The 25700-nt window shown below is 70.1% G+C and carries 26 protein-coding genes; 18 read left to right on the forward strand and 8 right to left on the reverse strand.

Annotated features, from left to right (window positions below):
* Window positions 1-6 precede the first annotated feature (6 nt).
* Genes DDE23_RS22010 through DDE23_RS22035 form a run of 6 tightly spaced genes read left to right on the forward strand, consistent with a single transcriptional unit; the run spans window position 7 to window position 6353 of the window.
* Window positions 7-837 (forward strand): carbohydrate ABC transporter permease, encoded by an 831-nt coding sequence (locus tag DDE23_RS22010; RefSeq protein ID WP_107751747.1) that lies wholly within the window; start codon window positions 7-9, stop codon window positions 835-837.
* A gap of 12 nt (window positions 838-849) precedes the next feature.
* Window positions 850-1854 carry an ABC transporter ATP-binding protein gene (locus tag DDE23_RS22015; protein ID WP_107751748.1) on the forward strand — a complete coding sequence of 335 codons (1005 nt, stop codon included), beginning with the start codon at window positions 850-852 and terminating at the stop codon, window positions 1852-1854.
* Window positions 1851-2618, forward strand: coding sequence for an L-iditol 2-dehydrogenase (locus DDE23_RS22020; protein ID WP_107751749.1), 768 nt, complete (start codon window positions 1851-1853; stop codon window positions 2616-2618). The genes DDE23_RS22015 and DDE23_RS22020 overlap by 4 nt, the downstream gene beginning before the upstream one ends.
* Before the next feature lies 1 nt (window position 2619).
* Window positions 2620-4092, forward strand: coding sequence for a mannitol dehydrogenase family protein (locus DDE23_RS22025; RefSeq protein ID WP_107751750.1), 1473 nt, complete (start codon window positions 2620-2622; stop codon window positions 4090-4092).
* A 3-nt stretch (window positions 4093-4095) separates the two neighbouring features.
* On the forward strand, window positions 4096-4773 hold the full coding sequence (locus DDE23_RS22030) for an HAD family hydrolase (RefSeq protein WP_107751751.1): 678 nt from the start codon (window positions 4096-4098) through the stop codon (window positions 4771-4773).
* 11 nt (window positions 4774-4784) lie between these two features.
* Window positions 4785-6353: an FGGY family pentulose kinase gene (locus DDE23_RS22035; RefSeq protein WP_107751752.1), complete on the forward strand. Its 1569-nt coding sequence runs from the start codon at window positions 4785-4787 to the stop codon at window positions 6351-6353.
* Here the strand turns inward: DDE23_RS22035 and DDE23_RS22040 are convergent.
* Entirely contained in the window at window positions 6343-7461 is a 1119-nt protein-coding gene (locus DDE23_RS22040) for a LysR family transcriptional regulator (RefSeq protein WP_238150091.1), read from the reverse strand. The two genes, DDE23_RS22035 and DDE23_RS22040, sit on opposite strands and share 11 nt — an antisense overlap.
* A gap of 95 nt (window positions 7462-7556) precedes the next feature.
* On the opposite strand from DDE23_RS22040, the gene DDE23_RS22045 reads away from it, so the two are divergent.
* Window positions 7557-8876, forward strand: a complete 1320-nt coding sequence (locus DDE23_RS22045) for a serine hydroxymethyltransferase (protein ID WP_107751753.1) — start codon at window positions 7557-7559, stop codon at window positions 8874-8876.
* A gap of 4 nt (window positions 8877-8880) precedes the next feature.
* Here DDE23_RS22045 and DDE23_RS22050 read toward each other — a convergent pair whose 3' ends face one another.
* On the reverse strand, window positions 8881-10905 hold the full coding sequence (locus DDE23_RS22050) for an AsmA family protein (RefSeq protein ID WP_107751754.1): 2025 nt from the start codon (window positions 10903-10905) through the stop codon (window positions 8881-8883).
* 144 nt (window positions 10906-11049) lie between these two features.
* Here DDE23_RS22050 and DDE23_RS22055 point away from each other — a divergent pair, with 144 nt between their 5' ends.
* The 3 genes from DDE23_RS22055 to DDE23_RS22065 all read left to right on the forward strand — a co-directional run bounded on the left by DDE23_RS22055 (window position 11050) and on the right by DDE23_RS22065 (window position 13537).
* Window positions 11050-11727, forward strand: a complete 678-nt coding sequence (locus DDE23_RS22055) for a lysophospholipid acyltransferase family protein (protein WP_107751755.1) — start codon at window positions 11050-11052, stop codon at window positions 11725-11727.
* Window positions 11724-12668: a phosphatidate cytidylyltransferase gene (locus DDE23_RS22060; protein ID WP_107751756.1), complete on the forward strand. Its 945-nt coding sequence runs from the start codon at window positions 11724-11726 to the stop codon at window positions 12666-12668. Before DDE23_RS22055 ends, DDE23_RS22060 begins: the two co-directional genes overlap by 4 nt.
* Before the next feature lie 71 nt (window positions 12669-12739).
* Window positions 12740-13537 carry a crotonase/enoyl-CoA hydratase family protein gene (locus tag DDE23_RS22065; protein WP_107751757.1) on the forward strand — a complete coding sequence of 266 codons (798 nt, stop codon included), beginning with the start codon at window positions 12740-12742 and terminating at the stop codon, window positions 13535-13537.
* Between the two features lie 6 nt (window positions 13538-13543).
* Here DDE23_RS22065 and DDE23_RS22070 read toward each other — a convergent pair whose 3' ends face one another.
* Window positions 13544-14227, reverse strand: coding sequence for a pentapeptide repeat-containing protein (locus DDE23_RS22070; protein WP_107751758.1), 684 nt, complete (start codon window positions 14225-14227; stop codon window positions 13544-13546).
* A 295-nt stretch (window positions 14228-14522) separates the two neighbouring features.
* On the opposite strand from DDE23_RS22070, the gene DDE23_RS22075 reads away from it, so the two are divergent.
* Window positions 14523-16136, forward strand: coding sequence for an FMN-binding glutamate synthase family protein (locus tag DDE23_RS22075; RefSeq protein ID WP_107751759.1), 1614 nt, complete (start codon window positions 14523-14525; stop codon window positions 16134-16136).
* Here DDE23_RS22075 and DDE23_RS22080 read toward each other — a convergent pair.
* Window positions 16133-16582, reverse strand: a complete 450-nt coding sequence (locus tag DDE23_RS22080; RefSeq protein WP_170121834.1) for a MarR family winged helix-turn-helix transcriptional regulator — start codon at window positions 16580-16582, stop codon at window positions 16133-16135. The genes DDE23_RS22075 and DDE23_RS22080 overlap by 4 nt on opposite strands.
* 97 nt (window positions 16583-16679) lie before the next feature.
* On the opposite strand from DDE23_RS22080, the gene DDE23_RS22085 reads away from it, so the two are divergent.
* Window positions 16680-17213 (forward strand): cytochrome b, encoded by a 534-nt coding sequence (locus DDE23_RS22085; protein ID WP_107751761.1) that lies wholly within the window; start codon window positions 16680-16682, stop codon window positions 17211-17213.
* Window positions 17214-17365: 152 nt separating this feature from the next.
* The gene (rimO, locus tag DDE23_RS22090; RefSeq protein ID WP_107751762.1) at window positions 17366-18742 is read left to right on the forward strand and encodes a 30S ribosomal protein S12 methylthiotransferase RimO; all 1377 of its coding nucleotides are present in this window, start codon (window positions 17366-17368) and stop codon (window positions 18740-18742) included.
* Between the two features lie 6 nt (window positions 18743-18748).
* Here rimO and DDE23_RS22095 read toward each other — a convergent pair whose 3' ends face one another.
* From DDE23_RS22095 to DDE23_RS25210, 3 genes are read right to left on the reverse strand one after another with little or no spacing between them, the layout of a single operon-like run.
* Window positions 18749-19600, reverse strand: a complete 852-nt coding sequence (locus DDE23_RS22095) for an alpha/beta fold hydrolase (protein WP_107751763.1) — start codon at window positions 19598-19600, stop codon at window positions 18749-18751.
* Between the two features lie 31 nt (window positions 19601-19631).
* The gene (locus DDE23_RS22100; RefSeq protein ID WP_116548263.1) at window positions 19632-20573 is read right to left on the reverse strand and encodes a hypothetical protein; all 942 of its coding nucleotides are present in this window, start codon (window positions 20571-20573) and stop codon (window positions 19632-19634) included.
* A 26-nt stretch (window positions 20574-20599) separates the two neighbouring features.
* Complete coding sequence (locus DDE23_RS25210; RefSeq protein ID WP_157958099.1) at window positions 20600-20776, reverse strand: hypothetical protein; 177 nt, start codon at window positions 20774-20776, stop codon at window positions 20600-20602.
* 106 nt (window positions 20777-20882) lie between these two features.
* Here DDE23_RS25210 and DDE23_RS22105 point away from each other — a divergent pair, with 106 nt between their 5' ends.
* The 5 genes from DDE23_RS22105 to murA all read left to right on the forward strand — a co-directional run bounded on the left by DDE23_RS22105 (window position 20883) and on the right by murA (window position 24492).
* Window positions 20883-21305, forward strand: a complete 423-nt coding sequence (locus DDE23_RS22105; RefSeq protein WP_107751766.1) for a GNAT family N-acetyltransferase — start codon at window positions 20883-20885, stop codon at window positions 21303-21305.
* Window positions 21306-21357: 52 nt separating this feature from the next.
* Window positions 21358-21651, forward strand: a complete 294-nt coding sequence (locus DDE23_RS22110) for a DUF1330 domain-containing protein (protein WP_107751767.1) — start codon at window positions 21358-21360, stop codon at window positions 21649-21651.
* Window positions 21652-21704: 53 nt separating this feature from the next.
* Window positions 21705-22292 (forward strand): imidazoleglycerol-phosphate dehydratase HisB, encoded by a 588-nt coding sequence (gene hisB, locus DDE23_RS22115; protein WP_107751768.1) that lies wholly within the window; start codon window positions 21705-21707, stop codon window positions 22290-22292.
* Window positions 22293-22459: 167 nt separating this feature from the next.
* Entirely contained in the window at window positions 22460-23098 is a 639-nt protein-coding gene (gene hisH / locus DDE23_RS22120) for an imidazole glycerol phosphate synthase subunit HisH (protein ID WP_107751769.1), read from the forward strand.
* A gap of 83 nt (window positions 23099-23181) precedes the next feature.
* The gene (gene murA, locus DDE23_RS22125; RefSeq protein WP_107751770.1) at window positions 23182-24492 is read left to right on the forward strand and encodes a UDP-N-acetylglucosamine 1-carboxyvinyltransferase; all 1311 of its coding nucleotides are present in this window, start codon (window positions 23182-23184) and stop codon (window positions 24490-24492) included.
* Window positions 24493-24547: 55 nt separating this feature from the next.
* Here murA and DDE23_RS22130 read toward each other — a convergent pair whose 3' ends face one another.
* Complete coding sequence (locus DDE23_RS22130) at window positions 24548-25636, reverse strand: alpha/beta hydrolase (RefSeq protein WP_107751771.1); 1089 nt, start codon at window positions 25634-25636, stop codon at window positions 24548-24550.
* Between the last annotated feature and the right edge of the window lie 64 nt (window positions 25637-25700).

A 25700-nucleotide genomic window follows, 5' to 3' on the forward strand; every position in this document is an offset into this window, starting at 1 on the left:
CAGATCATGGCCCGCGCCGTCACCACGCAACGCAAGATCGTCTTCACCGCCCTCGCCTGGGGCATCGGGCTGATGATCTTCTTCCCGATCCTGTGGACCATCCTGACCTCGTTCAAGACCGAGGCCACGGCCATCGCCGACCCGCCGGTGTTCTTCAACTTCGACTGGACGCTGGAGAATTACCGCGTGGTGCAGGAGCGCTCGGATTACATGCGCTATCTGTGGAATTCGGTGGCGCTGGCGCTGGGGTCCACCTTCCTCGGTATCCTGATCGCCGTCCCCGCCGCCTGGTCCATGGCCTTCGTGCCCGCCAGGCGCACCAAGGACGTGCTGCTGTGGATGCTCTCGACCAAGATGCTTCCCGCGGTCGGTGTGCTCTATCCGATCCGGCTGATCCTGATCCAGCTGGGCCTTCTAGACAGCAAGATCGCGCTGATCTTCATCCTGATGCTCATCAACCTGCCGATCATCATCTGGATGCTCTACACCTATTTCCGCGAGATCCCGGGCGAGATCCTGGAAGCCGCGCGGATGGACGGCGCGACGCTGAAGGACGAGATCCTCTATGTCCTGACGCCGATGGCCATTCCCGGTATCGCCTCGACCGTGCTGCTGAACATCATCCTGGCGTGGAACGAGGCCTTCTGGACCCTCACCCTGACGACCGTCAACGCAGCGCCGCTGACCGCCTTCATCGCCAGCTATTCCAGCCCCGAGGGCCTGTTCTACGCCAAGCTCAGCGCCGCCTCGACCATGGCCATCGCGCCGATCCTCATCATGGGCTGGTTCAGCCAGAAGCAACTCGTGCGCGGCCTCACCTTCGGCGCCGTCAAGTAAGGGACTGAATTCATGGGACGCATCACGCTTGATAAAGTGCGCAAGGCCTTCGGCGATGTCGAGGTCATCCCGCCCTTGGACCTGCGCATCGAGGATGGGGAATTCGTGGTCTTCGTCGGCCCCTCGGGCTGCGGGAAATCGACGCTGCTGCGGCTGATCGCGGGGCTGGAGGACGTCTCGGGCGGCGAGATCCGCATTGACGGGACGGATGCCACGCATCTCTCGCCCGCCAAGCGGGGGCTGGCCATGGTGTTCCAGTCCTACGCGCTCTACCCGCATATGACGGTGCGCAAGAACATCGCCTTCCCGCTGAAGATGGCAGGCATGGACAAGGCCGAGATCGACCGCCGGGTCGACGGAGCGGCGAAGGTGCTGAACCTGAGCAGCTACATCGACCGGCGGCCGGGGCAATTGTCGGGCGGTCAGCGCCAGCGGGTCGCCATCGGCCGGGCCATCGTGCGCGAGCCCTCGGCGTTCCTCTTCGACGAGCCGCTGTCCAACCTCGATGCCGCGCTGCGCGTCGGAATGCGGCTGGAGATCAGCGAGCTGCACAAGCGCCTCGCCACGACGATGATCTACGTGACCCACGATCAGGTCGAGGCCATGACCATGGCCGACAAGATCGTCGTCCTGCGCGCCGGGCATATCGAGCAGGTGGGCTCGCCGCTGGAACTCTACCGCACCCCGCGCAACACCTTCGTCGCGGGCTTCATCGGCTCGCCCAAGATGAACCTGATCGAGGGGGCCGAAGCCGAGAAACACGGCGCCCATACCATCGGCGTGCGGCCCGAGCATTTCCAGATCTCGGCCGAGGGCGGCACCTGGACCGGGACGATCGGCGTTTCGGAACACCTCGGCTCGGACACGTTCTTCCATGTGACGGTGCCGGGCTTTGCCGAACCGCTGACCATCCGCGCCGGGGGCGAGGTCGACCTGCATTACGGTGACACGATCCACCTGACGCCGGACGCCAGCCAGATCCACCGTTTCGACGCCAAGGGGCTGCGCCTGTCATGACCCGGCTTTCCGGCAAACGCGCGCTGATAACCGGCGCCGCCCGCGGGATCGGGCTGGCCTTCGCGCGGGCCTACCTTGCCGAGGGCGCGGTGGTCACCATCGCCGACATCGACCTGCCCCGGGCCGAGGCCGCAGCCGCCGAAATCGGCGCGCTGGCGGTACGGATGGACGTGACGCGGCAGGACAGCATCGACGCCGCCGTGGCCGAAGCCGTGGCCAAGATGGGCGGCATCGACATTCTGGTGAACAACGCGGCCCTCTTCACCGCCGCGCCCCTGACCGAGATCACGCGCGCCGATTACGACCGGGTGTTTTCGGTCAACGTGGCCGGGGTCCTGTTCACCATGCAGGCCGTCGCCCGGCAGATGATCGCCCAAGGCACCGGCGGCAAGATCATCAACCTTGCCAGTCAGGCGGGCCGGCGGGGCGAGGCGCTGGTCGCGGTCTATTGCGCCAGCAAGGCCGCGGTCATCAGCCTGACGCAATCGGCCGGGCTGAACCTGATCGCCCATGGCATCAACGTCAACGCCATCGCGCCCGGCGTGGTGGACGGCGAGCATTGGGACGGGGTCGATGCCTTCTTCGCCAAATACGAGGGCAAGGCGCCCGGACAGAAGAAGGCCGAGGTCGGCGCCGCCGTCCCCTTCGGCCGCATGGGCCGCGCCGAGGACCTGACCGGCATGGCCGTTTTCCTGGCCTCGTCCGAGGCCGATTACATCGTCGCCCAGACCTACAACGTCGACGGCGGGAACTGGATGAGCTGACATGGCCACCCCCCTCTCCCTTGCAACCCTCGCCTCCCTGCCCGCGACCGTGGCCAAACCCGGCTATGCGCGGGGTAGCCTCTCGGCCGGGATCCTGCATTTCGGCGTCGGCAATTTTCACCGGGCGCATCAGGCGATGTATCTGGACCGGCTGTTCAACCGGGGGCAATCGCTCGACTGGGCGCTGATCGGCGCGGGCGTGTTCGAGGGCGAGCGCAGGGGCCGCGATATCCTGCAGGCGCAGGACTGGCTGACGACGCTGGTCGAGCAGGAGGCCGATCATTCCGAGGCCCGCGTGCTGGGCTCGATGATCGACTACCTGCCGCCCGCCGATGCCCCCGCCATCATCGCAAGGATGAGCCAGAGGGATATCCGCATCGTCTCGCTCACCATCACCGAGGGGGGCTATTTCCTCGACGCGAAGGACCGTTTCGACCCGACCCATCCCGCCATCCGCGCCGATGCCGCCAGCCCCGAGGCACCGAAAACCGCCTTCGGCATGATGATCCGGGCGCTGAAGGCCCGGCGGAATGCCGGCATCCCGCCCTTCACCGTCATGTGCTGCGACAACATCCCCCATAACGGCGCGGTGACGCGCAACGCGCTCTGCGGTCTGGCGCGCCTCTCGGACCCCGATTTCGCCGAGTGGATCGCCGCCAACGTGGCCTTTCCCAACGCCATGGTCGACCGCATCACCCCCGCCACCACCGACCGCGAACGCGCGATGCTGGCGGCTGATTTCGGTGTGGCCGACGGCTGGCCGGTGTTCTGCGAGGGCTATACGCAATGGGTGCTCGAGGATCATTTCCCCCTCGGCCGCCCGGCCTTCGACGCGGTCGGCGCGCAATTCGTGGCCGATGTCGCACCTTTCGAGCTGATGAAACTGCGCATCCTCAATGGCGGCCACGCGGTCATCGCCTATCCGGCCGGGCTGATGGACATCCATTTCGTGCATGAAGCGATGGCGCATCCCTTGGTGCGCGGCTTCCTCAGGAAGATCGAGGAGACCGAGATCCTGCCACAGGTCCCCCCGGTCCCCGACACCGACCTGCCCGCCTATCTGGACCTGATCGAGCGGCGGTTTTCCAACCCCAAGATCGGCGACACGATCCGGCGGCTCTGCCTCGACGGCTCGAACCGGCAGCCGAAGTTCATCATCCCGACCCTGCGCGACGCACTCGCCAGCGGCGGCGGCTTCAACGGGCTGGCGCTGGAATGCGCACTCTGGGCGCGCTATTGTGCCGGGGTGACGGACAGCGGACAGATCATCGAGCCCAACGACCCGAACTGGGACCGGCTGGTCCCGGTGGCCGAACAGGCACGCCGCCGCCCGCAGGCATGGCTGGAGCAGGACGCGATCTATGGCGATCTGGCCGGACACGCCGGGTTCGCCGCCCGCTTCGCCCATTGGCTCAACGCGCTCTGGCGCGACGGCACCGCCGCCACGCTCACCCGCTATCTGCAGCAGGGCTGAGGCATGGATAGCAGGCCCCACCCCGCCCTCGTGATCTTTGATTGCGATGGCGTGTTGGTCGACAGCGAGACGATCTCGCTGGAGGTCATGCTGGGGCTGCTGACCGAGGCGGGCTGCCCGCTCACGCCCGAGGAAGGCTACGCGCATTTCCTCGGCAAGTCGCTGGGCAGCGTGCGCGACTGGCTGGCGCGCGAACGGGGCGTGACCCTGACCGATCCGCTGCTGGCCGAGATGCGCCGCCGCCTGCTGGCCAGGTTCGAAGTCGAATTGCAGCCAGTGCAGGGCGTGGCCGAGGCCGTGCAGGCGCTGGACCTGCCGGTCTGCGTCGCCTCCTCCAGCCAGCCCGACCGGATCCGGCTGTCGCTGGGGGTGACCGGACTGCTGCCGCTGTTCGAGCCGCATATCTTCAGCGCCACCATGGTCGCGAACGGCAAGCCCGCGCCGGATCTGTTCCTGCTGGCCGCCCGCCGCATGGGCGCCGATCCCGCCGCGTGCCTCGTGGTCGAGGACAGCCCGGCCGGGCTGCAGGCCGCCGACGCCGCGGGGATGCGGGCCATCGCCTTTACCGGCGGGTCGCATGCGGGACCGGCCTCGTTGCGCGCGGCGGTTGAAAATCTCGCGCCGATGGCCATCATCGCGGACATGGCGGATTTGCCCGGGCTGATCCGGGGTGCCGCCTGAAAGTGGAGGCTATGCCGGCGTATCTGGTGGCGGTCGATGTCGGGACGCGGAGTGCGCGGGCGGGGGTTTTCGACGCCTCGGGCGCGATGCTGGCGCGTGCCGTGGTGCCGCTGGCGCTGGCGGACGGGCCGGGCACACGGGCCGAATACGCCTCGGACCAGATCTGGGCGGCGGTCTGCAGCGCGGTGCAGGCGGCGGTGGCGGGGTCGGGCGTGGCGCCCGCCGAGATCGCCGGGCTGGGCTTCGACGCGACCTGCTCGCTGGTCCTGCGCGACCGGACCGGCGCGCCGCTGGACCTCGGCGGCGGGCGCGACACCATCGCCTGGTACGACCACCGGGCCGAGGCCGAGGCGAAGACCTGCACCGAGACCCGCCACCGGCTGATCGACCATCTGGGCGGCACCATGTCGCCCGAGATGCAGACACCGAAGCTGATGTGGCTGAAGGCGCAGCGCCCGGATCTGTGGTCGCGGCTGGGCCATGCCCGGGATCTCGCCGACGACCTGACGGCGCGGGCGACGGGCGCAGCCGCCGCCTCGGCCTGCGCGCTGGCGGCGAAATGGCCCTATCTGCCCGATCACGGCGGCTGGCAGCGGGACTTCCTGGCGGCCGTCGGCCTGGAGGATCTGCTGGACCGCGCCGGATTGCCGGACAGCGCCGCCGCCGTCGACCGCCCGATCGGCACCCTCACGCCCCGCGCGGCCACCGAGCTGGGCCTGCCGCCCGGCCTGCCGGTCGCGGCGGGGTTGATCGACGCCTATGCAGGGGCGCTGGGCACGGTCGGCCTGCATCCCGCCGCCACGACCGGCGAATGCCTGACGCTGATCGCCGGGACCTCGAATTGCATCATGGCGATCACCCCGCGCCCGCTTTTTGCCCGGGGCCTCTGGGGACCGTCGCGCGACACGGTGCTGCCCGGGTTCTGGACCTCGGAGGGCGGGCAATCGGCGGCGGGGGCGGCGCTGGAATATGTGCTGGACCTCTGGCCCGCAACCGGGCTAGCCGCCCGCCCCGACCATGCCACGGTGCTGGCCCTGATCGCCGAGGCCCTGACCACCCAGGGCCCGGGCTTCGGCGCCGGGCTCGACGTGCTGCCGGATTTCAACGGCAACCGCTCGCCCCTGTCGGATGCCGCGGCGCGGGGCGTGGTCAGCGGCCTGTCGCTCGACCGCAGCACCGAGGGGCTGGCCGCGCTCTATTGGCGGACCGCCGTGGCGCTGGCGCTGGGGGTGCGGCAGATCGTCGAGCATCTGCAGGCGGCGGGCAGTCGCGCGGACAGCCTCGCCATCGCCGGGGGGCTGGCGCGCCCGCCGCTGCTGCAACAGCTTTTCGCCGATGTGACAGGGCTGAGGGTCCTGCGGTCCGAGGCCGAGGATGTGGTCCTGCTGGGCACCGCCATCGCCGCCGCCACCGCCGCCGCGGGCCTGCACAACGACCTGCCCGGCGCCGCCCGGGCGATGGCGCGGCTGGCCAAGGTCATCGAGCCCGATCCCGCCCGCCGCGCGACCTATGACCGCGATTACCGCGTCATGCTGCGGATGCAGGAGCACCGCGCCGAACTGGCCGCGCTCAGGGGCTGAGGCCGGGCCCCGCCAGCCAATCCGCCACCCGCGCCGCCGCCCCGCCGCGCGGCAGGGGCCTGAGCCGCGTCAGCCGCAGGCCCTTCGCGACCGGCACCGCAGGGCCCAGCGGCGCGACCAGCCGTCCCTCGGCCAGCGCCCCCGCCAGCAAGGCGGTATGGCCCATCAGCACGCCCGCGCCCGCCATCGCCTCGGCTACCGCCAGCGCATAGAGGGAATGCTCGACACCGCGCGGCACCGGACGGCCGGGCATGACAACGGCGGCCCAGACCCGCCAATCCCCCGCCCAGCTGGAATCGCTCAGGCACGGCAGGCGGATCAGGTCGGCGGCGCTGCGCAGGCCTGCGGCCAGCGCGGGGGCGCAGACCGGGATCAGCGCATCCTCGGCCAGCAGCCTGCCGCCGGTCTCGGCAAAGAACAGCGCCAGATCATAGGGCGCGCGCTTGGCCTCGGGCGGGCGTTCCAGCGCGGTGACCGAAACGGCAATGCCCGGCAGTGCCGCCCGCAGCGCGGGCAGGCGCGGCATGAGCCAGAGCTGCGCCACGGCGGGCAAGGCGGCGATGCGGACCGTCGCCGCGCCGATGGCCAGCCCGTCGAAGCGCGCCAGCGCCCGCGACAGGCCCGGCAGCACCGCCAGAGCCTCGGCCGCCGGGGTCACGCCCCGGGCGTGGCGGGTGAAGAGCGCGCGGCCCGCCCAATCCTCGACCCGCCGCACCTGTGCCGCCACCGCCCCGGGGCTGAGGCCCAGCCCCTCGCCCGCCGTGGCGAAACCGCCCGATCTCAGCGCCGCCTCAAGGACGCGGAGCGTGCCCAGCGGCAGGGGCGGATCCCCCAGCGGCGCCAGCGCCCGCGCGAGCGCGGCAAGGCCCCGCGCCACGCCCTCGGCCAGATCGCGGGCCTCGGCCGTGGGTGTCACCCCCTGCGGCAGCGCCTGAAACAGCGTGACGCCCAGCGCCCCCTCCAGCGCCCGGACCTTGGCCCGCACCGCCCCCGCCGTGACGCCCATCGCGCCCGCCGCCGCGGCATAGCCGCCCAGCCGCACCGCAGCCTCGAAGGCGGCCAGATGCGGCAGGGGTGGCAGGCGCGGCGGGGGCGGGGCGACGGGCATCTGAGGCTCAAATTTTCTGCGCCTCAGGGGACAGGAAATTCGGTTTGCGCGCAAGGCCCCTGCCCCGCATCCTGTCCCCGGAACAGGAGATCCCGATGACCCATCTCGCCCCCCGCCCCTGGGTGCCCGCCACCGCCGAGGCGCATGTCCAGAGCCTCGCCAAAGCCGCCGCCGCGCTGGACAGCGCCGCGCTGGACGCAAGGATCGAGGCGCTGATCCAGCAGAACCAGCGCATCCACGAGCAGGAATGCTTCAACCTCAACCCCGCGACCAACGTCATGAACCCGCGGGCCGAGGCGGCACTGGCCCGGGGCCTCGGCAGCCGGCCCTCGCTGGGCTATCCCGGCGACAAATACGAGATGGGCTTGCAGGCCATCGAGGAAATCGAGGTGATCGCGGCGGAACTGGCGGCCGAGGTCTTCGGCGCCACCCATGCCGAGATCCGAGTGGGCTCGGGCGCGCTGGCCAACCTCTACGGTTTCATGGCGCTGGCCAGACCCGGCGATGCGATCATCGCGCCGCCCGCCAGCATCGGCGGGCATGTGACGCACCACGCCGACGGCTGCGCCGGGCTCTACGGGCTGGTCACGCATCCCGCGCCGGTCGATGCGGACGGCTATACCGTCGATCTGGCGGCGCTGCGGGATCTGGCGCTCAAGGTCCGGCCGAAGATCATCACCGTGGGCGGCTCGCTGAACCTCTTCCCGCATCCGGTGCCGCAGATCCGGGCGATAGCCGATGAGGTGGGCGCCAAGGTCCTGTTCGACGCCGCGCACCAATGCGGGATCATCGCCGGGGGTGTCTGGGCCAATCCGCTGGCGCAGGGCGCGCATCTGATGACGATGAGCACCTACAAATCGCTGGGCGGCCCGGCCGGTGGGCTGATCGTCACCAACGATTCGGCGATCGCGGAAACGCTGGACCGCATCGCCTTTCCGGGCCTCACCGCCAATTTCGATGCGGCGAAATCGGCGGCGCTGGCGATCAGCCTGCTGGACTGGCGCGAACACGGGCAAGCCTATGCCCAGGCGATGGCCGACACGGCGCGGGCCTTTGCCGAGGCTTTGGCGGCAGCCGGCCTGCCGGTCTTCGCGGCCGAGAAAGGCTTCACCACCTCGCACCAATTCGCGGTCGAGGCGGCCGGGTTCGGCGGTGGACAGGCGGCGTCCAAGACCTTGGAAAAGGCCGGGTTTCTGGCCTGCGGCATCGGCCTGCCCATCGCCTCGGTCGAGGGCGATCTGAACGGGCTCAGGATCGGCACGCCGGAGCTGGTGCGCTGGGGCGTGACCCCCGCCGACATCCCCGAGATCGCCGCGCTGGTGGCCGAGGCGCTGCGCAGCAACGACCCCGCCGCCATCGCCCACCGGACCCGGGCGCTCAGGGCCCGGTTCGACCGGCTGCATTACATCCGGTGAGGGCTCATTCGCTGGCGGCGGGCGCCGGGTCCGAGCCGCCGCCCAGCAGCCGCAACAGCCCCTGCCGCGCCTGATCCTCCAGCGACTGACCCAGCGCCTCGCCGGGGGTCTGGCCCTCGGTCGGGGTGACGCTGCCGCCCAGCCGCTCGGTGATCGCCTGTTCGGCGCGGGCCCGGGCCTCGTCCTGCAGGCGCTGGATTTCCTGCTGGGCGCGGGCTTCCAGACGCTCGCGCTCCTCTTGCAGGCGCTGTTCGGCCATCCCCTCCAGATCCAGCCGGAAGCGCGGCTCGGACCAGGGGCCGGTGATGAGCAGCGGCACGCGCAGCGCATCGCCCGTCTCGGCGTTGCGCATCGCTTCTGGGGTGACGCGGTAGTTCAGCGTCATGCCGCCCAGATCGGCGGTGCCCCGGCCGCGCACGGCGAAAAGAGGCGCGTCGAGCAGCAGATCCTCGTTCGACAGCACCCCGCCCGCCATGGTGAAGCTGGCGCCGATGCTGGTGTAGACGGTCGAGGACCCGGCCCCCAGCGCCGAAGGATCGAGGTTGTTGAACATCGCCGCCAGATCGATGCCCTGGATCTCGCCCTGACCGAATTGCAGCGTGCCCTGCCCTTCGAGCGAGCGCATGATCGCGTCGACCGAGGCGCCCGAGCCGAGGAAGCGCAGATCGGCCGAGGCGGTGCCGGTCAGCCGTTCGAAGCCCAGCGCCTGCCGCAGCAGGGCCATCAGGCTGACGTTGCGCAAGGCCAGCGTGCCGCCGACCGAGAGGCCGTTGCGGTTGTTGGCGACCAATTCGCCCGAGAGCGTGCCGTCGAAGGCGCGGACCTCGTTCAGGCCCAGCACGGCCCGGGCACGGTCGATGGTCAGCGAGCCGCGGGTCGCGTCGATGATGCCGAAGCCGGTGTTGACCGGGCCCAGTGTCAGGCCGATCTGTGCATCTGCCAGACCCAGCGCCGAGGCGTCGATGCGGGTCGTCGGCCAGCCCGAGGCACCCGAGGAAGCGCCGCTGTTGCTGCCGCCGGAGAAGCCCGTCAGGTCCAACCCGTCGGCGCTGATCTGCCCGGCGATATTGGGCCGCGGCCCGTCGAAGGTGGTGTCCAGCGCCAGCCGCAGCCGGTTCGCGCCGATGCCGACCAGCCCCTCGCGCAGATGCAGGCTGCCGGTGGGCGCGAGCGTCAGTTGCCCGCCCAGCGTCAGCGGCCGCGCGGCCTCGGGGATCGGTTCGGCGCCGCCCGCGCCCGCCAGTTCCAGCGCCGGACCCAGTCGGCTGATGTCGATGCTGAGCCGCCCCTCGGCCGCCACGGGTTCCAGCCCCGCGCGGCCCTCGAACGAGCCCTGCGCCCCCTCGGCCCGGATCGAGGCGCTGACCGCCACGACCTCGCCCGCGATCAGGTCGCTGACCGAACCCAGGCGGGCGTTGACCTCGGCCTGCTGGCCGTTGCGGTCGATGGCGATGCGCAGGGTCGCCGCACCGCCCGATTCCGGCATCGTCAGGTCGATCGAGACGCCCTGCACCGTCACATCGGTCCCCGCCTGCCGGTCGATGTAGCGCAGGCTGGCGCCCTCGATCTGCGCGCGGTCAAGGACGATGGGCGGCAGGGCGGACCGGGTGCCCGCCTCGCCCGTGGGCGCGTTCTGGTCGCCGACCCCCGCGAAATTCCAGTTGCCGACGCCGTTGGCGTCGCGTTCGAGCACGATCTGCGGCTGCCGGGCCTCGAACCGGCGGACCACCAGATTGCCCTGGATCAGTTGCGACAGGTCCACGCCCAGATCGACCGAGTCCGCGACCAGCATCGGGCCTGCGTCCGAACCCGCGACATTGGCCAGCGTCACCCGCTCGACCCGCGCGCCCAGCACCGGCCAGAAGGTCGGCGTCACATCGCCGTCGATGGTCAGCGCCCGGCCGGTCGCCGCCTCGAACTGGCGGGCGGCGAGGTTGGCGATGCGGTCGGCGGGCAGCAGGAACAGCGCCCCCACCGCCAGGATGACCAGCACCAGGAGCGCCCCCAGCAGCCTGAAGATCCAACGCATTTTCCAACCTCCGGGCAGACCTGTACCCCGCCATGTTATCAAAGGGCGGCCCCGGCACAAGGCGGGGCGGTTCACGCGGCCGCGACGGGCGCGGGGTTTCGCCACCCCTTCCCAGCGGCGCGCTTGCGTCGCATGATGCGGCCCATGACCAGCGTTCCCGCCCCCGAGCCCGCGCGCCTGCCCGCCTGGCGCCGTTTTGCCGCCCGCGTCGCGGGTCAGGCCATCGTGCTCTTCGCCCGCGCCATCACCGCCGTGCATGCCGATTGGCGGGGTGTCGGCCCCTCTCCCCGCCAGCGGGTCTATTACGCCAACCATGTCTCGAACGGGGACATGCCGATGATCTGGTCGGTGCTGCCGCAGCATCTGCGGCTGAAGACCCGGCCGGTCGCCGCCGCCGATTACTGGCTGAAAAGCCCGCTGCGCGCCTTTGCCGGGGCCGAGGTGTTCCGCGCCGTGCTCATCGACCGCCGGGCGGGCGAGCGCACCGACGATCCGATGGCCGCGATCCTTGAAGCGCTGGACGAGGGCGCCTCGCTCATCATCTTCCCGGAAGGGCAGCGCAATCAGGGGCCGGACCCCCTGCTGCCCTTCAAGTCCGGCCTCTACAACATCGCCAGCGCAAGGCCCGAGGTCGAGCTGGTGCCGACCTGGATCGCCAACCTCAATTCGGTGATGCCGAAGGGCGAGATCATCCCCCTGCCGCTGATGTGTTCGGTGATCTTCGGCGAGCCGGTGGCGCTGCGCGAGGGCGAGGACCGTCGCGACTTCCTGACCCGCGCTGCGGCGGCGCTGGCCGCCCTCAGACCGGAGCCGCGGCCATGAGCCCCCTGATGCGCGACATCGCCCTGCTGGCGCTGGCCGTGGCGCTGGTGCTGCTGGCGCTGACCCTGTTCGGCGAGCGGATGCGGGCGCGCCGTCCCCAGCCCGACACGGCGGTCGAGGTCTTCATGACCCGGGTGGACAGCTGGTGGGCGATGTTCATCCTGTTCACGCTGGCGATGCTGGCGGGAAGCTGGGCGATCATCCTGTTGTTCGCCGTGGCCTCCTTCGCGGCGCTGCGCGAGTTCTACACCTATTCGGCGCGGAGCAAGGCCGACCACCTGTCGCTGGCGCTGGCCTTCTACATCATCCTGCCGGCGCAGTTTCTCCTCGTGTTCTTCGACCTGCAACGCGCCTTCGCGGTGTTCATCCCGGTCGGTGTCTTCCTGCTTCTGCCCTTCGTCTCGGTGCTGCGCGGCTCGACCGAGCGGTTCCTGAGCCGGGTGTCGGAAACCCAATGGGGCCTGATGATCGCCGTCTTCTGCCTCAGCCACATCCCGGCGCTGATGTGGTTGCAGCGCCCGGATCAGGAGCCCGGGCGCGGGATGCTGCTGATCGCCTTTCTGGTGCTGGTGGTGCAGACCGGGGATCTGGCGGCCTTCTACACCGGGCGCGGACGGGGCTGGAGGCGGATCGTGCCGGGGCTCTCCAGCAAGACCTGGGGCAGCGCCGCCAGCGGTCTGGCGGCGGCGGCGGGTCTGGGGCTGGTGCTGTTCTGGATCACGCCCTTCGGCCCCTTGGGCGCGGCAGCGATGGCGGCGGTTGCCTCGCTGGCGGGTCAAGTCGGGCATCTGGTGCTGCGCGCGATCAAGCGCGACCGGGGCCTGCGCGACTGGTCGCATCTGATCCCGGGACAGGGCGGGTTTCTGGACCAGCTCGACAGCGTGATCTTCGCCGCGCCCGCCTTCTTCCACCTGACCCGGCTCTGGTGGCAGGCGGGCTGAGCCCTGCCGTCACGTCGCCCTTGCCCGGGCGGCCCCGCCCTGCCAGCCTGCGCCAAACGACGGAGGAACCCATGGCCGACGACCGCGTGCGCGTGACCCTCGACGACGGCATCGCCGAAGTCACCCTGACCCGCCCCGACAAGCTGAACGCCTTCGACATGGCGATGTTCGACGCGCTGGGCGCGGCGGGCGACCGGCTGGCCGGGGAACAGGGCCTGCGCGCCGTGGTGCTGAGCGGCGAGGGCCGGGCCTTCTGCGCCGGGATCGACATCGCCACGCTGGGCAGTTTCGCGGCCAATCTCGACCGCCTGCGGCAGGAGATCGTCTCGCCCCCCGGCGGGCGGGCCGCGAACCGTTTCCAGCATCCCTGCACACTCTGGGCCGACCTGCCGGTCCCGGTCATCGCCGCCGTGCAGGGGGTCTGTTTCGGGGCCGGGATGCAGCTGGCGCTGGGGGCGGATATCCGCATCGCCGCGCCCGACGCGCAGTTTTCCATCATGGAAAGCCGCTGGGGTCTGATCCCCGACATGGGGCTGACCAAGCTGCTGCCGCCCCTGATGCGCGCCGATCAGGCGCTGGAGCTGATTCTCACCGCCCGGCAGGTCGACGCGGCCGAGGCGCAGGCGCTGGGGCTGGTCACGCGGCTGGCCGAGGATCCGCTCAAGGCCGCGCGCGACACCGCCCGCGCCATCGCCGCCCGCAGCCCCGAGGCCGCGCAGGGCGCCAAGGCGCTGGTGCGCGCCGCCTGGCCCGGCGGCGACGCACATCTGGCGCTCGAGGCCCGGTTGCAGGCGGCGATCATCGGCTCGGAAAACCAGATGGAGGCGGTGATGGCCGGCATGCAGAAACGCGCGCCGACCTTCCGCTGACCCGGCTCAGCGCACCTTGAGGCCAAGCTGCCCCAACAGGTCGCCCGCCTGCGCCTTGGAGATCACCGCCCCCTTGAACCGGCTGGCGTCCGTGAGCCGGATGCCACCCAGATCCGCACCGCGAAGGTCCGCGCCCTCGAACCGGCAATCGGCGATATGGGCGTCCCTGAGCGAGGCGCCTGAGAACACCGCATCGCGGAAATCCGAGCCGCGCAGATCCGCCTCGGCGAAGGTCACGCCCTGAAGCTGGGCCTTGCGGAACGAGAAGTTCGGCATCAGCGCCAGCGTCAGGATCACCTCCTCGAAACTCACGTCCAGAGTCCGGGCGCCGGTGAAATCCGCCCCGGTCAGCTTGCAGCCGGTGAAGGCGACCGAGGACAGCGTGGCGGCCGAAAAGCTCGCGTTGCCCCAATCCCCGCCCTCGATCCGGCACTCGGTCAGGATCGCCCCGGCGAAACTGGCCGTCGCGCCCCGGCAGGCGACAAGGGCGACCCCGTCGAGCCGGGCGCCGGTGAACCGCGCGCCGGACAGCGTGCAGCGCTCGAACCGCCAGTCGGTGAGGTCGAGGTCGCTCAGATCCGCCCGCTCCAGCGCGCAGCCCCGCAGGACCACCGGCCCGCCCCCGCGCGCCAGGTGATCGAGGTCGTCCCGCGAGGGGGTGCTGTCTTCGAGTATCGTGTCAGCCGTCATTGAGGCACGCTCCATGCTGTCCCGGCCCACCGCAACACCCCGTGCCCATGGGCGGCGGGGCGGCAACGGGGCCTGAGGGGGTTCCAGGGGTCTCAGGCGACGCGCGCCCTCGTTCGGCCAGCGCAGGGCGGAGGCGGCGAACGGAGGGCCGGGCTAGCAGGCGGGCGGGTCCGTGGCAACCTCTGCCGACCGGGAATGCCCCCTTCGGCGTCATGCCTCTGTCACCAAGCCGGGGGTGTTCCGTTAGGGATCATCTGCTAGGGTGAAGGCCCCGATCCCAAGCCGGAGGAGCGTCATGCTCTCGCAGACCCTGCGCTATTCGACTTTTGCGCTGGTAATCGTCCTCACCGTCCTTTCGGCCGTCCTGCTGATCTGGTCCGCCTGGTTCGTGATCCCGCTGGTGATCTTCGCCCTGCTGACGGCGGTCGGGATCTATGACCAGATGCAGACGCAGCACGCGATCCTGCGCAATTATCCGGTGCTGGGCCATCTGCGCTATTTCTTCGAGATGATTCGCCCCGAGATCCGGCAATACCTGCTGGAAGATGACGAGGCCGAGGTCCCCTTCTCGCGCGAGGATCGCAACATCGTCTATCAGCGCGCCAAGAACGTCGAGGACAAGCGCCCCTTCGGCACCAAGCTGCAGGTCTATGGCGGGGGCTACATGTGGCTCACGCATTCGATCCGGCCGAAGAAGATCACCAACCACGATTTCCGGGTCCGGGTCGGCGGGCCCGATTGCAGGCAGCCCTATGACCTGTCGATCTACAACATCTCGGCCATGTCCTTCGGTGCGCTGTCCGCCAATGCGATCCTGGCGCTGAACAAGGGCGCGAAGTTGCAGGGCTTCGCCCATGACACCGGCGAGGGCGGGATCAGCCGTTATCACCGCGAGGGCGGCGGCGATCTGATCTACGAGATCGGCACCGGCTATTTCGGCTGCCGCGCCCCGGACGGCAGCTTCGACGCCGAGAAGTTCCGCGAGGTCGCTGCCGATCCCCAGATCAAGATGATCGAGATCAAGATGAGCCAGGGCGCCAAGCCCGGCCAGGGCGGTATCCTGCCCGCCGCCAAGATCACCGCCGAGATCGCCGAGGCCCGCGGCGTGCCGATGGGCGTCGATTGCCACTCGCCCGACGCGCATTCGGCCTTCTCGACCCCCATCGAGATGATGGACTTCATCGCCCGGCTGCGGGAACTGTCCGGCGGCAAGCCGGTGGGCTTCAAGCTCTGTGTCGGGCATCGGCGGGAATTCATGTGCATCGTCAAGGCGATGCTGAAGACCGGCGTGACGCCAGATTTCATCGTCGTCGACGGCAAGGAGGGCGGCACCGGCGCCGCGCCCCTGGAATTCGCCAACCATATGGGCATGCCGCTGGTCGAGGGGCTGACCTTCGTGCACAACGCGCTGCGGGGCGCGGGGCTCAGGGACCGGATCAAGATCGGCGCCTCGGGCAAGCTGATCCACGCCTTCGACATCGCCCGCGCGCTGGCCATGGGCGCCGACTGGGCCAATTCGGCCCGCGGCTTCATGTTCGCCATCGGCTGCATCCAGGCGCAGGCCTGCCACACCAATCATTGCCCCTCGGGCGTGGCGACGCAGGACAAGGCGCGGCAGCGGGCGCTGGTGGTCGATGACAAATCACAGCGGGTGGCCAATTTCCACCGCAACACGATGAAGGCGCTGGGCGACATGGCGGGGGCGGCGGGCCTGTCGCATCCGTCGGATTTCCTGCCCTGGCACCTGATGATGCGCAAAAACGAGCGCGACATGGTCACCGGGCAGGAGGTCTTTCCCTACATGCCCGAAGGCTTCCTGCTGCGCGAGGATGACGAGCGTTTCGGCTACATGGCCCGCTGGCGCCGGGCCAGCCCGGACAGTTTCGAGCCCTTCGACGAAGGAGTCTAGAAGGACTCGCCCGGCACCACGACCGCCTGCAACAAGGTTACCAGCCGCGCCCGGTCCTCGGGCGCGAGCGGCGCCAACAGCGCCTCGTTCACCCCCCTGGCCGAAGCCCGCCAAGCGGGCGCCGCCTGCCGGGCGGCCTCGGTGGCAAAGATCCGGTGACTGCGGCGCGAGGCAGGGTCAGCCTCGCGGGTGACGAGCCCCGACTCGGCCAGCGCGTCCAGGTGACGGCTGATCTTCCAGGCCGGCATGGCGAAGATCGCCCCCAGTTCGGCCTGGGTCATGCCCTCGGTTTCCAGCACCGCCATCATCAGCGCGAATTGCCCCAGCGCCAGCCCATGCGGGGCGAGCGCCTGCTCCATCGAAGCCTCGAACCGTTGCGAGAGGCGCTGGACCAGCCAGCCGGCGCTGGCGTGACGGGTGGCTTTCGAGGCGGGCAGATCGTCCATGCCCCCGGGTAGCATCGGTTCATCGCTTGAGCAATATTTGCAATTGCTACTGTTGCAAAAGTTTGCGACACTGGGCCATCCCAACCCGGAGCCTGCCATGTCCCCCCGTCCCGCCCGTTACCACCCCGCCCTCGTCACGCTGCACTGGCTGATCGCCCTTCTGGTGATGCTGGCGCTGATCGCCGGCAGCCTCGTCATCTCGGACATGCCGAATACCGAGCCCGACAAGATCGATGCCCTGCGCATCCACGCGATCATGGGGGTGAGCATCGGCGCCCTGATGCTGATCCGTCTGCTGGTCCGCTGGCGCACCGCCCATCCCGCCCCGGCCAGCACCGGCATCGCCCTGGCCGACCGTCTGGCGCCGCTGGCGCATGGGGCGCTCTATGTGCTGGTGTTGCTGATGGCGGCCTCGGGCATCGCGCTGTCGGTGCAATCGGGGCTGGGCGAGGCGCTGTTCGGCACCGGCGCCCTGCCCGCCGATTTCCACGCCTTCACCCCGCGGCTGGTGCATGGGCTGATCGCCGATCTGCTGATCGCCCTGATCGTGCTGCATGTGGCGGCGGCGCTCTATCACGCGCTGGTCAGGCGCGACGGATTGCTCAGGCGCATGGGCTTCGGCGCAAGATGAGTGGGGGGCGAGGGGGCTGCCGCCCCCTCGCGCTCCCCTGCCCGGGAGGGGGCTTGCCCCCTCCCGGACCCTCCCCTGTCCCGGAAGATTGCGTATTTGGCGCAGAATGAAAGGGCTTTGCGGCGGACCCCGGCGGGCGTATATCGCCGCGCATGAGCCAGAACCCTCCCAGCCTCCGCCCAGACCTCGCGCCCCGTGCGCTGATCCAGGACGCGCCCCGTGCGGGCCAGCCGACCATCGGCATGGTCAGCCTCGGCTGCCCCAAGGCGCTGGTCGACAGCGAACGGATCCTGACCCGCCTGCGCGCCGAGGGTTACGCCATCAGCCCCGATTACGCCGGCGCCGATGCGGTGATCGTCAACACCTGCGGGTTCCTCGACAGCGCCAAGGCCGAGAGCCTGGAGGCGATCGGCGAGGCACTGCGCGAGAACGGGCGGGTCATCGTCACCGGCTGTCTGGGGGCCGAGCCCGAGTATATCACCGGCGCCCATCCCAAGGTCATGGCCGTGACCGGGCCGCATCAATACGAGCAGGTGCTGGACGCGGTGCATGGCGCGGTGCCGCCTTCGCCCGATCCCTTCATCGACCTCCTGCCCGCGACCGGGGTCAGGCTGACTCCGCGGCATTTCAGCTATCTGAAGATTTCCGAGGGCTGCAACCACAAGTGCAAGTTCTGCATCATCCCTGACATGCGCGGCCGTCTGGTCAGCCGCCCGGCGCATGCGGTGATCCGCGAGGCCGAGAAGCTGGTCGAGGCGGGGGTGCGCGAGCTGCTGGTGATTTCGCAGGACACCTCGGCCTACGGCGTCGATCTGAAACATGCCGAGGCCAAGGGGCACCGGGCGCATATCACCGATCTGGCCCGCGATCTGGGCTCGCTCGGCGCCTGGGTGCGGCTGCATTACGTCTATCCCTATCCGCATGTGCGCGACCTGATCCCGCTGATGGCCGAGGGGCTGGTGCTGCCTTATCTCGATATCCCCTTCCAGCACGCCCATCCCGAGGTGCTGAAGCGCATGGCCCGTCCGGCGGCGGCGGCGAAGACGCTGGACGAAATCGCCCGCTGGCGCGCCGATTGCCCGGAGATCGTGCTGCGCTCGACCTTCATCGTCGGCTATCCCGGCGAGACGGAAGAGGAATTCCAGACCCTGCTCGACTGGATGGACGAGGCGCAGCTCGACCGCGTCGGCTGCTTCCAATACGAGGATGTGGCGGGCGCCCGGTCGAACGCGCTGCCGGACCATGTGGCGCCCGAGCTGAAACAGGAGCGCTGGGAGCGCTTCATGGAAAAGGCGCAGGCGATTTCCGAGGCGAAGCTGGCGGCGAAAGTCGGCTCGGTGCAGGAGGTGATCGTCGACAGCGTCGATGACGAGGGCGCCACCTGCCGCACCAAGGCCGACGCGCCGGAGATCGACGGCAACCTGTTCATCGACGAGGATTTCGAGGGGCTGCAGCCGGGCGATATCGTAAAAGTGGAAGTCGAAGAGGCTTCCGACTACGATCTCTGGGGCAGATTGTTGGAAAAGTGATAGCGGTCAGAGCCCGCGAAATGTCAGCCATTCGGCGATGAGCCGCGCCAGCTCGGCCGGTTTCTGGTGGCAGATCCAGTGATCGGCGCCGGGGAGGCGGCGGATAGTCAGGTCGGGGCAATAGGCGTCGAGCCCCTCCAAACAGACCGGCAGCAACGCGGTGTCGTCCTCGCCCCAGATCACCAGATGCGGGACGGCGACGCGCCCGGCTTCGACCGGCATCGCCGGCAGGTCCAGCGGCTCGCCCGGGCGCGCCACCCGCAGGGGCGAGGCGCGATACCAGTTCAGCATGCCGGTCAGCACCCCGGGGCGGGACCATTCCGTGAGATAGGCGTCAAGAACCGGCCCGGTCAGCCAGGACATGTCCATCTTGGCCGCGAAAAGCCGCCTGAGCCCGGCGAAATCTTCGGCCGAGAGCCGCGCCTCGGCGCCCGGGTCGCGCAGATACTCGATATAGGCCGAGGCCTCGGCCTGCACCCCGCCCCGCGCCAGTTCGCGCTGGAAGGGGCCGGGATGCACCCCGTTCACCACGATCAGGGTCGAGACCAGCTCGGGCCGCCGCATCGCCAGCGCATAGCCGACCGCCGCGCCCCAGTCGTGGGCGACGACCGGGACGGGGGCGCCCAGATCCTCGATCAGCGCGGCGATATCGGCGACGAGGGGCTTGATGCGGTAGGACTCGACGCCCCCCGGCACCGGGCTTTGGCCATAGCCGCGCTGGTCGGGGGCGATGCAGTGGCGGTCCGGCAGATGCGCGGCGACGCCCGCCCAGGCGCCGCCGTATTCGGGGAAGCCGTGCAGCATCAGGACGGGCGGGGCCGAGGGATCGCCCCAGCGGTGCAGGTACAGGTCGGTCATGCGGGCAGCCTCGGGCCGCGGGCCGCGCCTGTCAACGGGGGGTGAGGAACCAACCGGCGCGGGCGCGGACCCCGGCATTGCGGTCCTCTGCCAGCCGCAAGGCCACGGCCCGGGCCGCCTGTGGGTCGAGCACGCCATAGGCTTTCAGCATCTCGGCCGCGACCTTGCGCACCTGGCTGCTGCGGTCGGCGGCGCCCAGCGCCATGACCTCGGCCACATCCGGGGTGACGCTGAGCGGACGCCGCCCCGCCGCCGGGTGATCGCCCCGCCAGCGGGGCCCTTGCGGCGCGGTGTAGCTGACCTGCCCCCCGACCAGCCACCACAGCGCCGAGGCCCGGAGCGAGGGATGCGCGGCCTCGCGCAGCAGCATCGGCAGGGCGGTGTCGAAGGCGGGATCCCGCATCAGCCGCAGGAAAAGCTGGCGCACCGCCCGGCCCTGACCGGTCCGCAGCAGCTGGATCAGCGCCACGGGCGCCCGGTCCAGAAGCGCCCGCCAGAGCCGCCGCCCGGCGGGCGAGATCCGCCAGGCACGCTCCAGGCTCTCGGCCCTTGCCAGCGCCACCTCGGCCGCGACCACGGGCGGGATCGCGGGCAGATGCCGGGCAAGCTGCGTCTCGGCGAGGTGGCGGACCTCGGGCACCCAATCATCGAGCCGGGCGAGCAGCGCGGCAAGGTCGAGGGGATGCGCTGGCAGCGGCAGGCGCAGCAGGGCCGCGTCGCGGTGAAAGCCGTTCGGGGAATGGATCAGCAGCCAGGCGAGCGCCGGGTTGCGGGCCAGCAGCGCGCCCATCGGCACCGAGGGGTAGAGCGCCCCGGCCACGGCCCTGAGGCCTCGGGCCGTGGCGGGATAATCGGCCAGCGGCGCGGCGCGGGCCGCGGCCAGCAGCGCCGCCAGCGCGCCCTCGTCCACCGTTCCGGCGGCGAGCGAGGCGGCGAGGCGCGGGCTTTGGGCGGTGGGATCGGGCGGGATCATGCGGCCACGTTAGCTGATCCGCCCGCTCAGCGCCGCACATTCGTTGCGGGCAGGCGGACGCAGAGGATGCGCGCGTCGATCCCGACCGTGGCGCCCGGCTGCGGGAAGACCGGGGCCAGGTAGCAGATCGGCGCGACGGCCGCTGCGGGCAGCGGCGAGAGGATCGGCAGCAGCAGGGCGGACAGGAGGGACAGGCGGGTCATGGCGAGGCTCCGGCAAGGGGTTGCGATCAGGGCGGCGATGGGATGAACCTGACAGGCCCTCGCCGCCCGCGCGGTTCCCGCGGGCACAACCCGACCGGAGCCCGCCATGATCCGCCCCGCCACGCCCGACGATCTGGACCGCCTGCTGGCCATGGTCCATGCGCTGGCCGCCCATCACGGTGACCCGGCCGCCTGCACCCGCGAAGCGCTGGAGCGGGACGTTTTCGGGCCCGGGGCCTTTCTGAGCGTGCTGATCGCCGAGGGCGGCTATACCGCGCTCTACCCCGTCGCGCAGCTGCATTGGGGCGTGAGGGGGATGGAGATGCATCACCTCTTCGTCGATCCCACCCGACGCAGCAGCGGGCTGGGCAAGGCGCTGGTCGAGGCGGCGATCGCGCAGACCCGGGCGCAGGGCGGGCGGTTCCTCGCGCTCGGCACCCATCCCGGCAACGACAAGGCGCGCGCCTTCTACACCGCGCTGGGGTTCGAGCCCTTCCACCCCGGCGCCCGGATGCGGGTCAAGTTCTGACTTGCACCCGGCGCCCGGAACGCCAAGATCGCCCCACCTGAAGGAGAACCCCATGCCCAAAGCCTTTTGGGTCGCGCATGTCGATGTGGACGACCCCGAGATCTATGCCAAATACCGCGAGGCCAATGCCGAGCCCTTCGCCAGATATGGCGCGCGCTTCATCGTCCGGGGCGGGCCGCAGGTCCAGCGCGAGGGCCAGACCCGGGCGCGGACCGTGGTGATCGAATTCCCCGACCTCGCCGCCGCCACCGCCTGTTTCGACAGCCCCGAATATCAGGCGGCCAAGGCGATCCGCGATCCGATCTCTTCGGCCGATCTGGTCATCGTCGAGGGTTACGAGGGCTAGTCAAGCGCCCCGCCCCGCCCTATACCCGCGGCGTTCCCGCGACGGATAAGCAGATGCGCAGCGCCACGATCACCCGCAAGACCTCGGAAACCGAAATCAGCGTCACGCTGGATGTCGACGGCTCGGGCCGCTACGACAACCAGACCGGCGTCGGTTTCTTCGACCACATGCTGGACCAGCTGGCCCGGCACGCGCTCTTTGACCTGACGGTCCGGGCGGATGGCGACCTGCATATCGACGACCACCACACGGTCGAGGATACCGGCATCGCCATCGGTCAGGCGCTGGCCAAGGCGCTGGGCGACAAGCGCGGGATCCGCCGCTATGGCGAATGCGCGCTGCCGATGGACGACGCGCAGGTGCGTTGCGCGCTGGATCTGTCGGGGCGGCCGTTTCTGGTCTGGAACGTGGCGCTGCCGACGCAGAAGATCGGCACCTTCGATACCGAACTGGTGCGCGAATTCTTCCAGGCGCTGAGCACCCATGGCGGGATCACCCTGCACCTTGACCAGGTGCATGGGGTCAACAGCCACCACATCGCCGAAGCCGCCTTCAAGGCCGTGGCCCGCGCCCTGCGCGACGCCTGCGAGGTCGATCCGCGCAAGGCGGATGCGGTGCCCTCGACCAAGGGCACGCTGTAACAGGCGCGCCAACCGCCGGTTCCCGTGGCGCGCGGCGCCCTGCCCCGGCGGTGGTGCGGTTTCTGGGGGTTGCAGGCGTATTTGCGGCAGAATGAAAAGCGGGCGCCGGGTTCTGGACGCGGTGCGGCGCCTGCGCTAGGGGGAAGGTCGCACAAGGGGTTTCAGCCATGCTCACCGTCCTCGTCGATTATGAATCCGGCAACCTGCATTCGGCGCAGAAGGCTTTCGAGCGGATGGCGGCCGAGAGTGGCGGCGGCGAGGTGCGGGTGACCAACCGCCCCGAGGAGGTGCTGGCCGCCGACCGTATCGTCCTGCCCGGCGACGGCGCCTTTCCCGCCTGCAAGCGCGAGCTTCTGGCCGCCACCGGCATGGTCGATGCGCTGGAAGAGGCGGTGATCCGGCAGGGCAAGCCCTTCCTCGGGATCTGCGTCGGCATGCAGCTCTTGGCCACCGCGGGGCATGAATACCAGACCACCCCGGGCCTTGGCTGGATCGGCGGCGACGTGGTGCGGATCACGCCCGGGGACCCGGCGATGAAGGTGCCGCATATGGGCTGGAACGACATGACCCTTGATCGGCCGCATCCGGTGCTGGCGGGGCTGGCGACGGGCGATCACGCCTATTTCGTCCATTCCTACCGCTTTGAGGTCGCCGATCCGGCGCATCTGCTGGCCCATGTCGATTACGGCGGGCCGGTCACCGCCATCGTCGGGCGCGACAATATCCTCGGCACCCAGTTCCACCCGGAAAAGAGCCAGTCGGCGGGCCTTCGCCTGATCGCCAATTTCCTGCGCTGGAAACCCTGAGACGGGCGCCAAACCCGGTTCCCGTACCGCCCTTCCTTTGCTAGATGTGGCAAAAAAGCAGGCGGCAGAAAAGCGGGCGGCAGATGGCACAGGCACAACCACACGAGCGGATCCAGTATATCGTCGAGGGCGGGCACCGCCTCTCGGGCGAGATCGAGCCTTCGGGCAACAAGAACGCGGCGCTGCCCATCGTGGCGGCGGCGCTGCTGACGGACGAGCGGGTGGAGCTCACCAACGTTCCCCGCATCCGCGACATCGAGGTGCTGGTCGAGCTGATTCAATCGGTCGGCGCCGAGGCCCGGTGGCTGGGCCGCAACCATCTGGAGATCCGCGCGGCGACCCTGCGCCCGGCCGATCTGGACCCCGAGCTTTGCGCCCGGGTCCGGGCCTCGATCCTGCTGGCGGGGCCGATGCTGGCCCGCTGCGGCGAGGTCACGCTGCCGCCGCCGGGGGGCGATGTCATCGGCCGCCGCCGGGTCGACACCCATTTCCTGGCGCTGCAGGAGCTGGGCGCCGAGATCAAGACCAACGGCCATTACGCCTTCCGGGCCGGGAAACTGGTCGGCAAGGACGTGTTCCTGGACGAGCCTTCGGTCACCGCGACCGAGAACGCGCTCTGCGCCGCGGTTTACGCCGAGGGCACGACGATCCTGCGGAACTGCGCCTCGGAGCCGCATGTGCAGGACCTCGCGCGGTTCCTGATCGCCATGGGGGCCGAGATCGAGGGCATCGGCACCAACACGATGACCATCCACGGCGGCCGCAAGCTGCGCGGCTGTTCGCACCGGATCGGCCCCGATCATATCGAGGTCGGCTCGCTGATCGGTCTGGCGGCCGTCACCAAATCCGAGATCACCATCAAGAATGCCGGCACCGAGCATCTGCGCTCGACCCTGATGGGGTTCGAGCGGCTGGGCATCCGCTGCCAGATCAAGGGCGATGACCTGCATATCCCCGCGGATCAGGAGATGAAGGTGCAGGCCGATTTCGGCGGCCATATCCCGACGATTTCCGACCAGCCCTGGCCCGCCTTCCCGGCCGATACCATGTCGATCGCCATCGTCACCGCCTCTCAATGCGAAGGGGTGGTGATGCTGTTCGAGAAGATGTTCGAAAGCCGGATGTTCTTTGTCGACAAGCTGATCGCCATGGGCGCGCGGATCGTGCTCTGCGACCCGCACCGGGCCATCGTCGCCGGACCCTCGCAGATGCGCGGCTCGCGGCTGGAGAGCCCGGACATCCGCGCCGGCATGGCCATGCTGATCGCGGCGATGTGCGCCGAGGGGACCTCGACCATCAACAACGCCCAGCAGATCGAGCGCGGTTACGAGCGCATCGACGAGCGGCTGAACGCGATGGGGGCGAAGATCACCCGGGTTCCGCCCCGGGCCTGAGCCCCTTGCGATGACCCGAAGGCCCGCCCGACCGGCGGGCCTTTTGCGGTGCGGCTCAGGCGGCGGGGTCGCTCGCGTCCCGCACCCAGCCCGCGATCAGCGCCGCCACCGCGTCGCTGTTCTTTTCCAGCATCATCGCATGGCCGTTGCCGCGAAGCCCGTGTTCTTCCAGCCGGACATGATCGCAGCCGACGCCCGCCTGTCGCAGGAAATCGACGGTGCCGTGGTTGTCATGCGCCATCCACGAAGCCTCGGCGGTGAAGATCGTCACTGGCACCTGTGCGAGGCGCGGCAATTGGCGGGCGGGTTCGGCCTGCACCAGACATTCCAGATCGCCGGCCCGGGCCGGGGCGCGGTTCTCGCGGGCGATGTCCTCGGGGCTGGCGGCGGGCGGCTCGAAGCTCAGCGGCGCGGCGGTCAGGCCCCAACTGAGCGTCCCCGTCGGGCGCGAGGCGAAGGGCGGGCCGACCGGCTCGACCGCCAGCAGCGCCCGCACCAGATCGGGGCGCGCATCCGCCGCCAGCCAGCCGGTCGGCGCCCCGGCGCTGTGGGTCAGCACCACGGCAGGGCCGATCCGTTCCAGGAGTTCCACCAGCCCCCGCTGGCAATCGAGGTGATGGCGGCCAAGGTCGGTCATCATCGGGCCGGAGCCCGCCAGAAAGGCGTCGAAACCCGGATCGCCCGGCCGCCCGCCGTCCGGCCATTGGTCATGGCGCGCGGCGCTCGGGTATTGCTCGGGCCAGCCCTCGGGCCGGGTAAAGGCGCGTTCGATGAAAGCGGGCGGCGGCAGCGGGCCCATGGCGCCCATCGCGTCCGGGTGATGCGGCGAGCGACCGTGGCCGGGGCGGTCCACCACATAGACCGGATGGCCGGCCCGGACGAAATGCTGCACCCAGCCCGGGCGGCCATCGGCGGTGCCCAGCATGTCGAGCCCCTGCCCGCCCCCGCCATGCACCAAGACCAGCGGCGTGCGGTAGCCCAGCGCGGCCGGGATCCAGTATTCCACATACATCTGCCCGCGGATCGCCGGGCCGCCCGCCGTCTCGACCCATTCGATCCCGGTCCAGAAGAAGCCCTGCGCGGCAAGCGTCAGGGGCGCGGGGCTGGCGGCGTGGAGGTCCTCGGGACGGAAGGAACGGGTCATCGGCAACCTGCGGCGCAAGAAAGGGGGAGGCCCGCCGCCCCCAGGGAGAGGCGGCGGGCGGACA

This window comes from Pararhodobacter aggregans, assembly GCF_003075525.1.
Lineage (GTDB): Bacteria > Pseudomonadota > Alphaproteobacteria > Rhodobacterales > Rhodobacteraceae > Pararhodobacter > Pararhodobacter aggregans.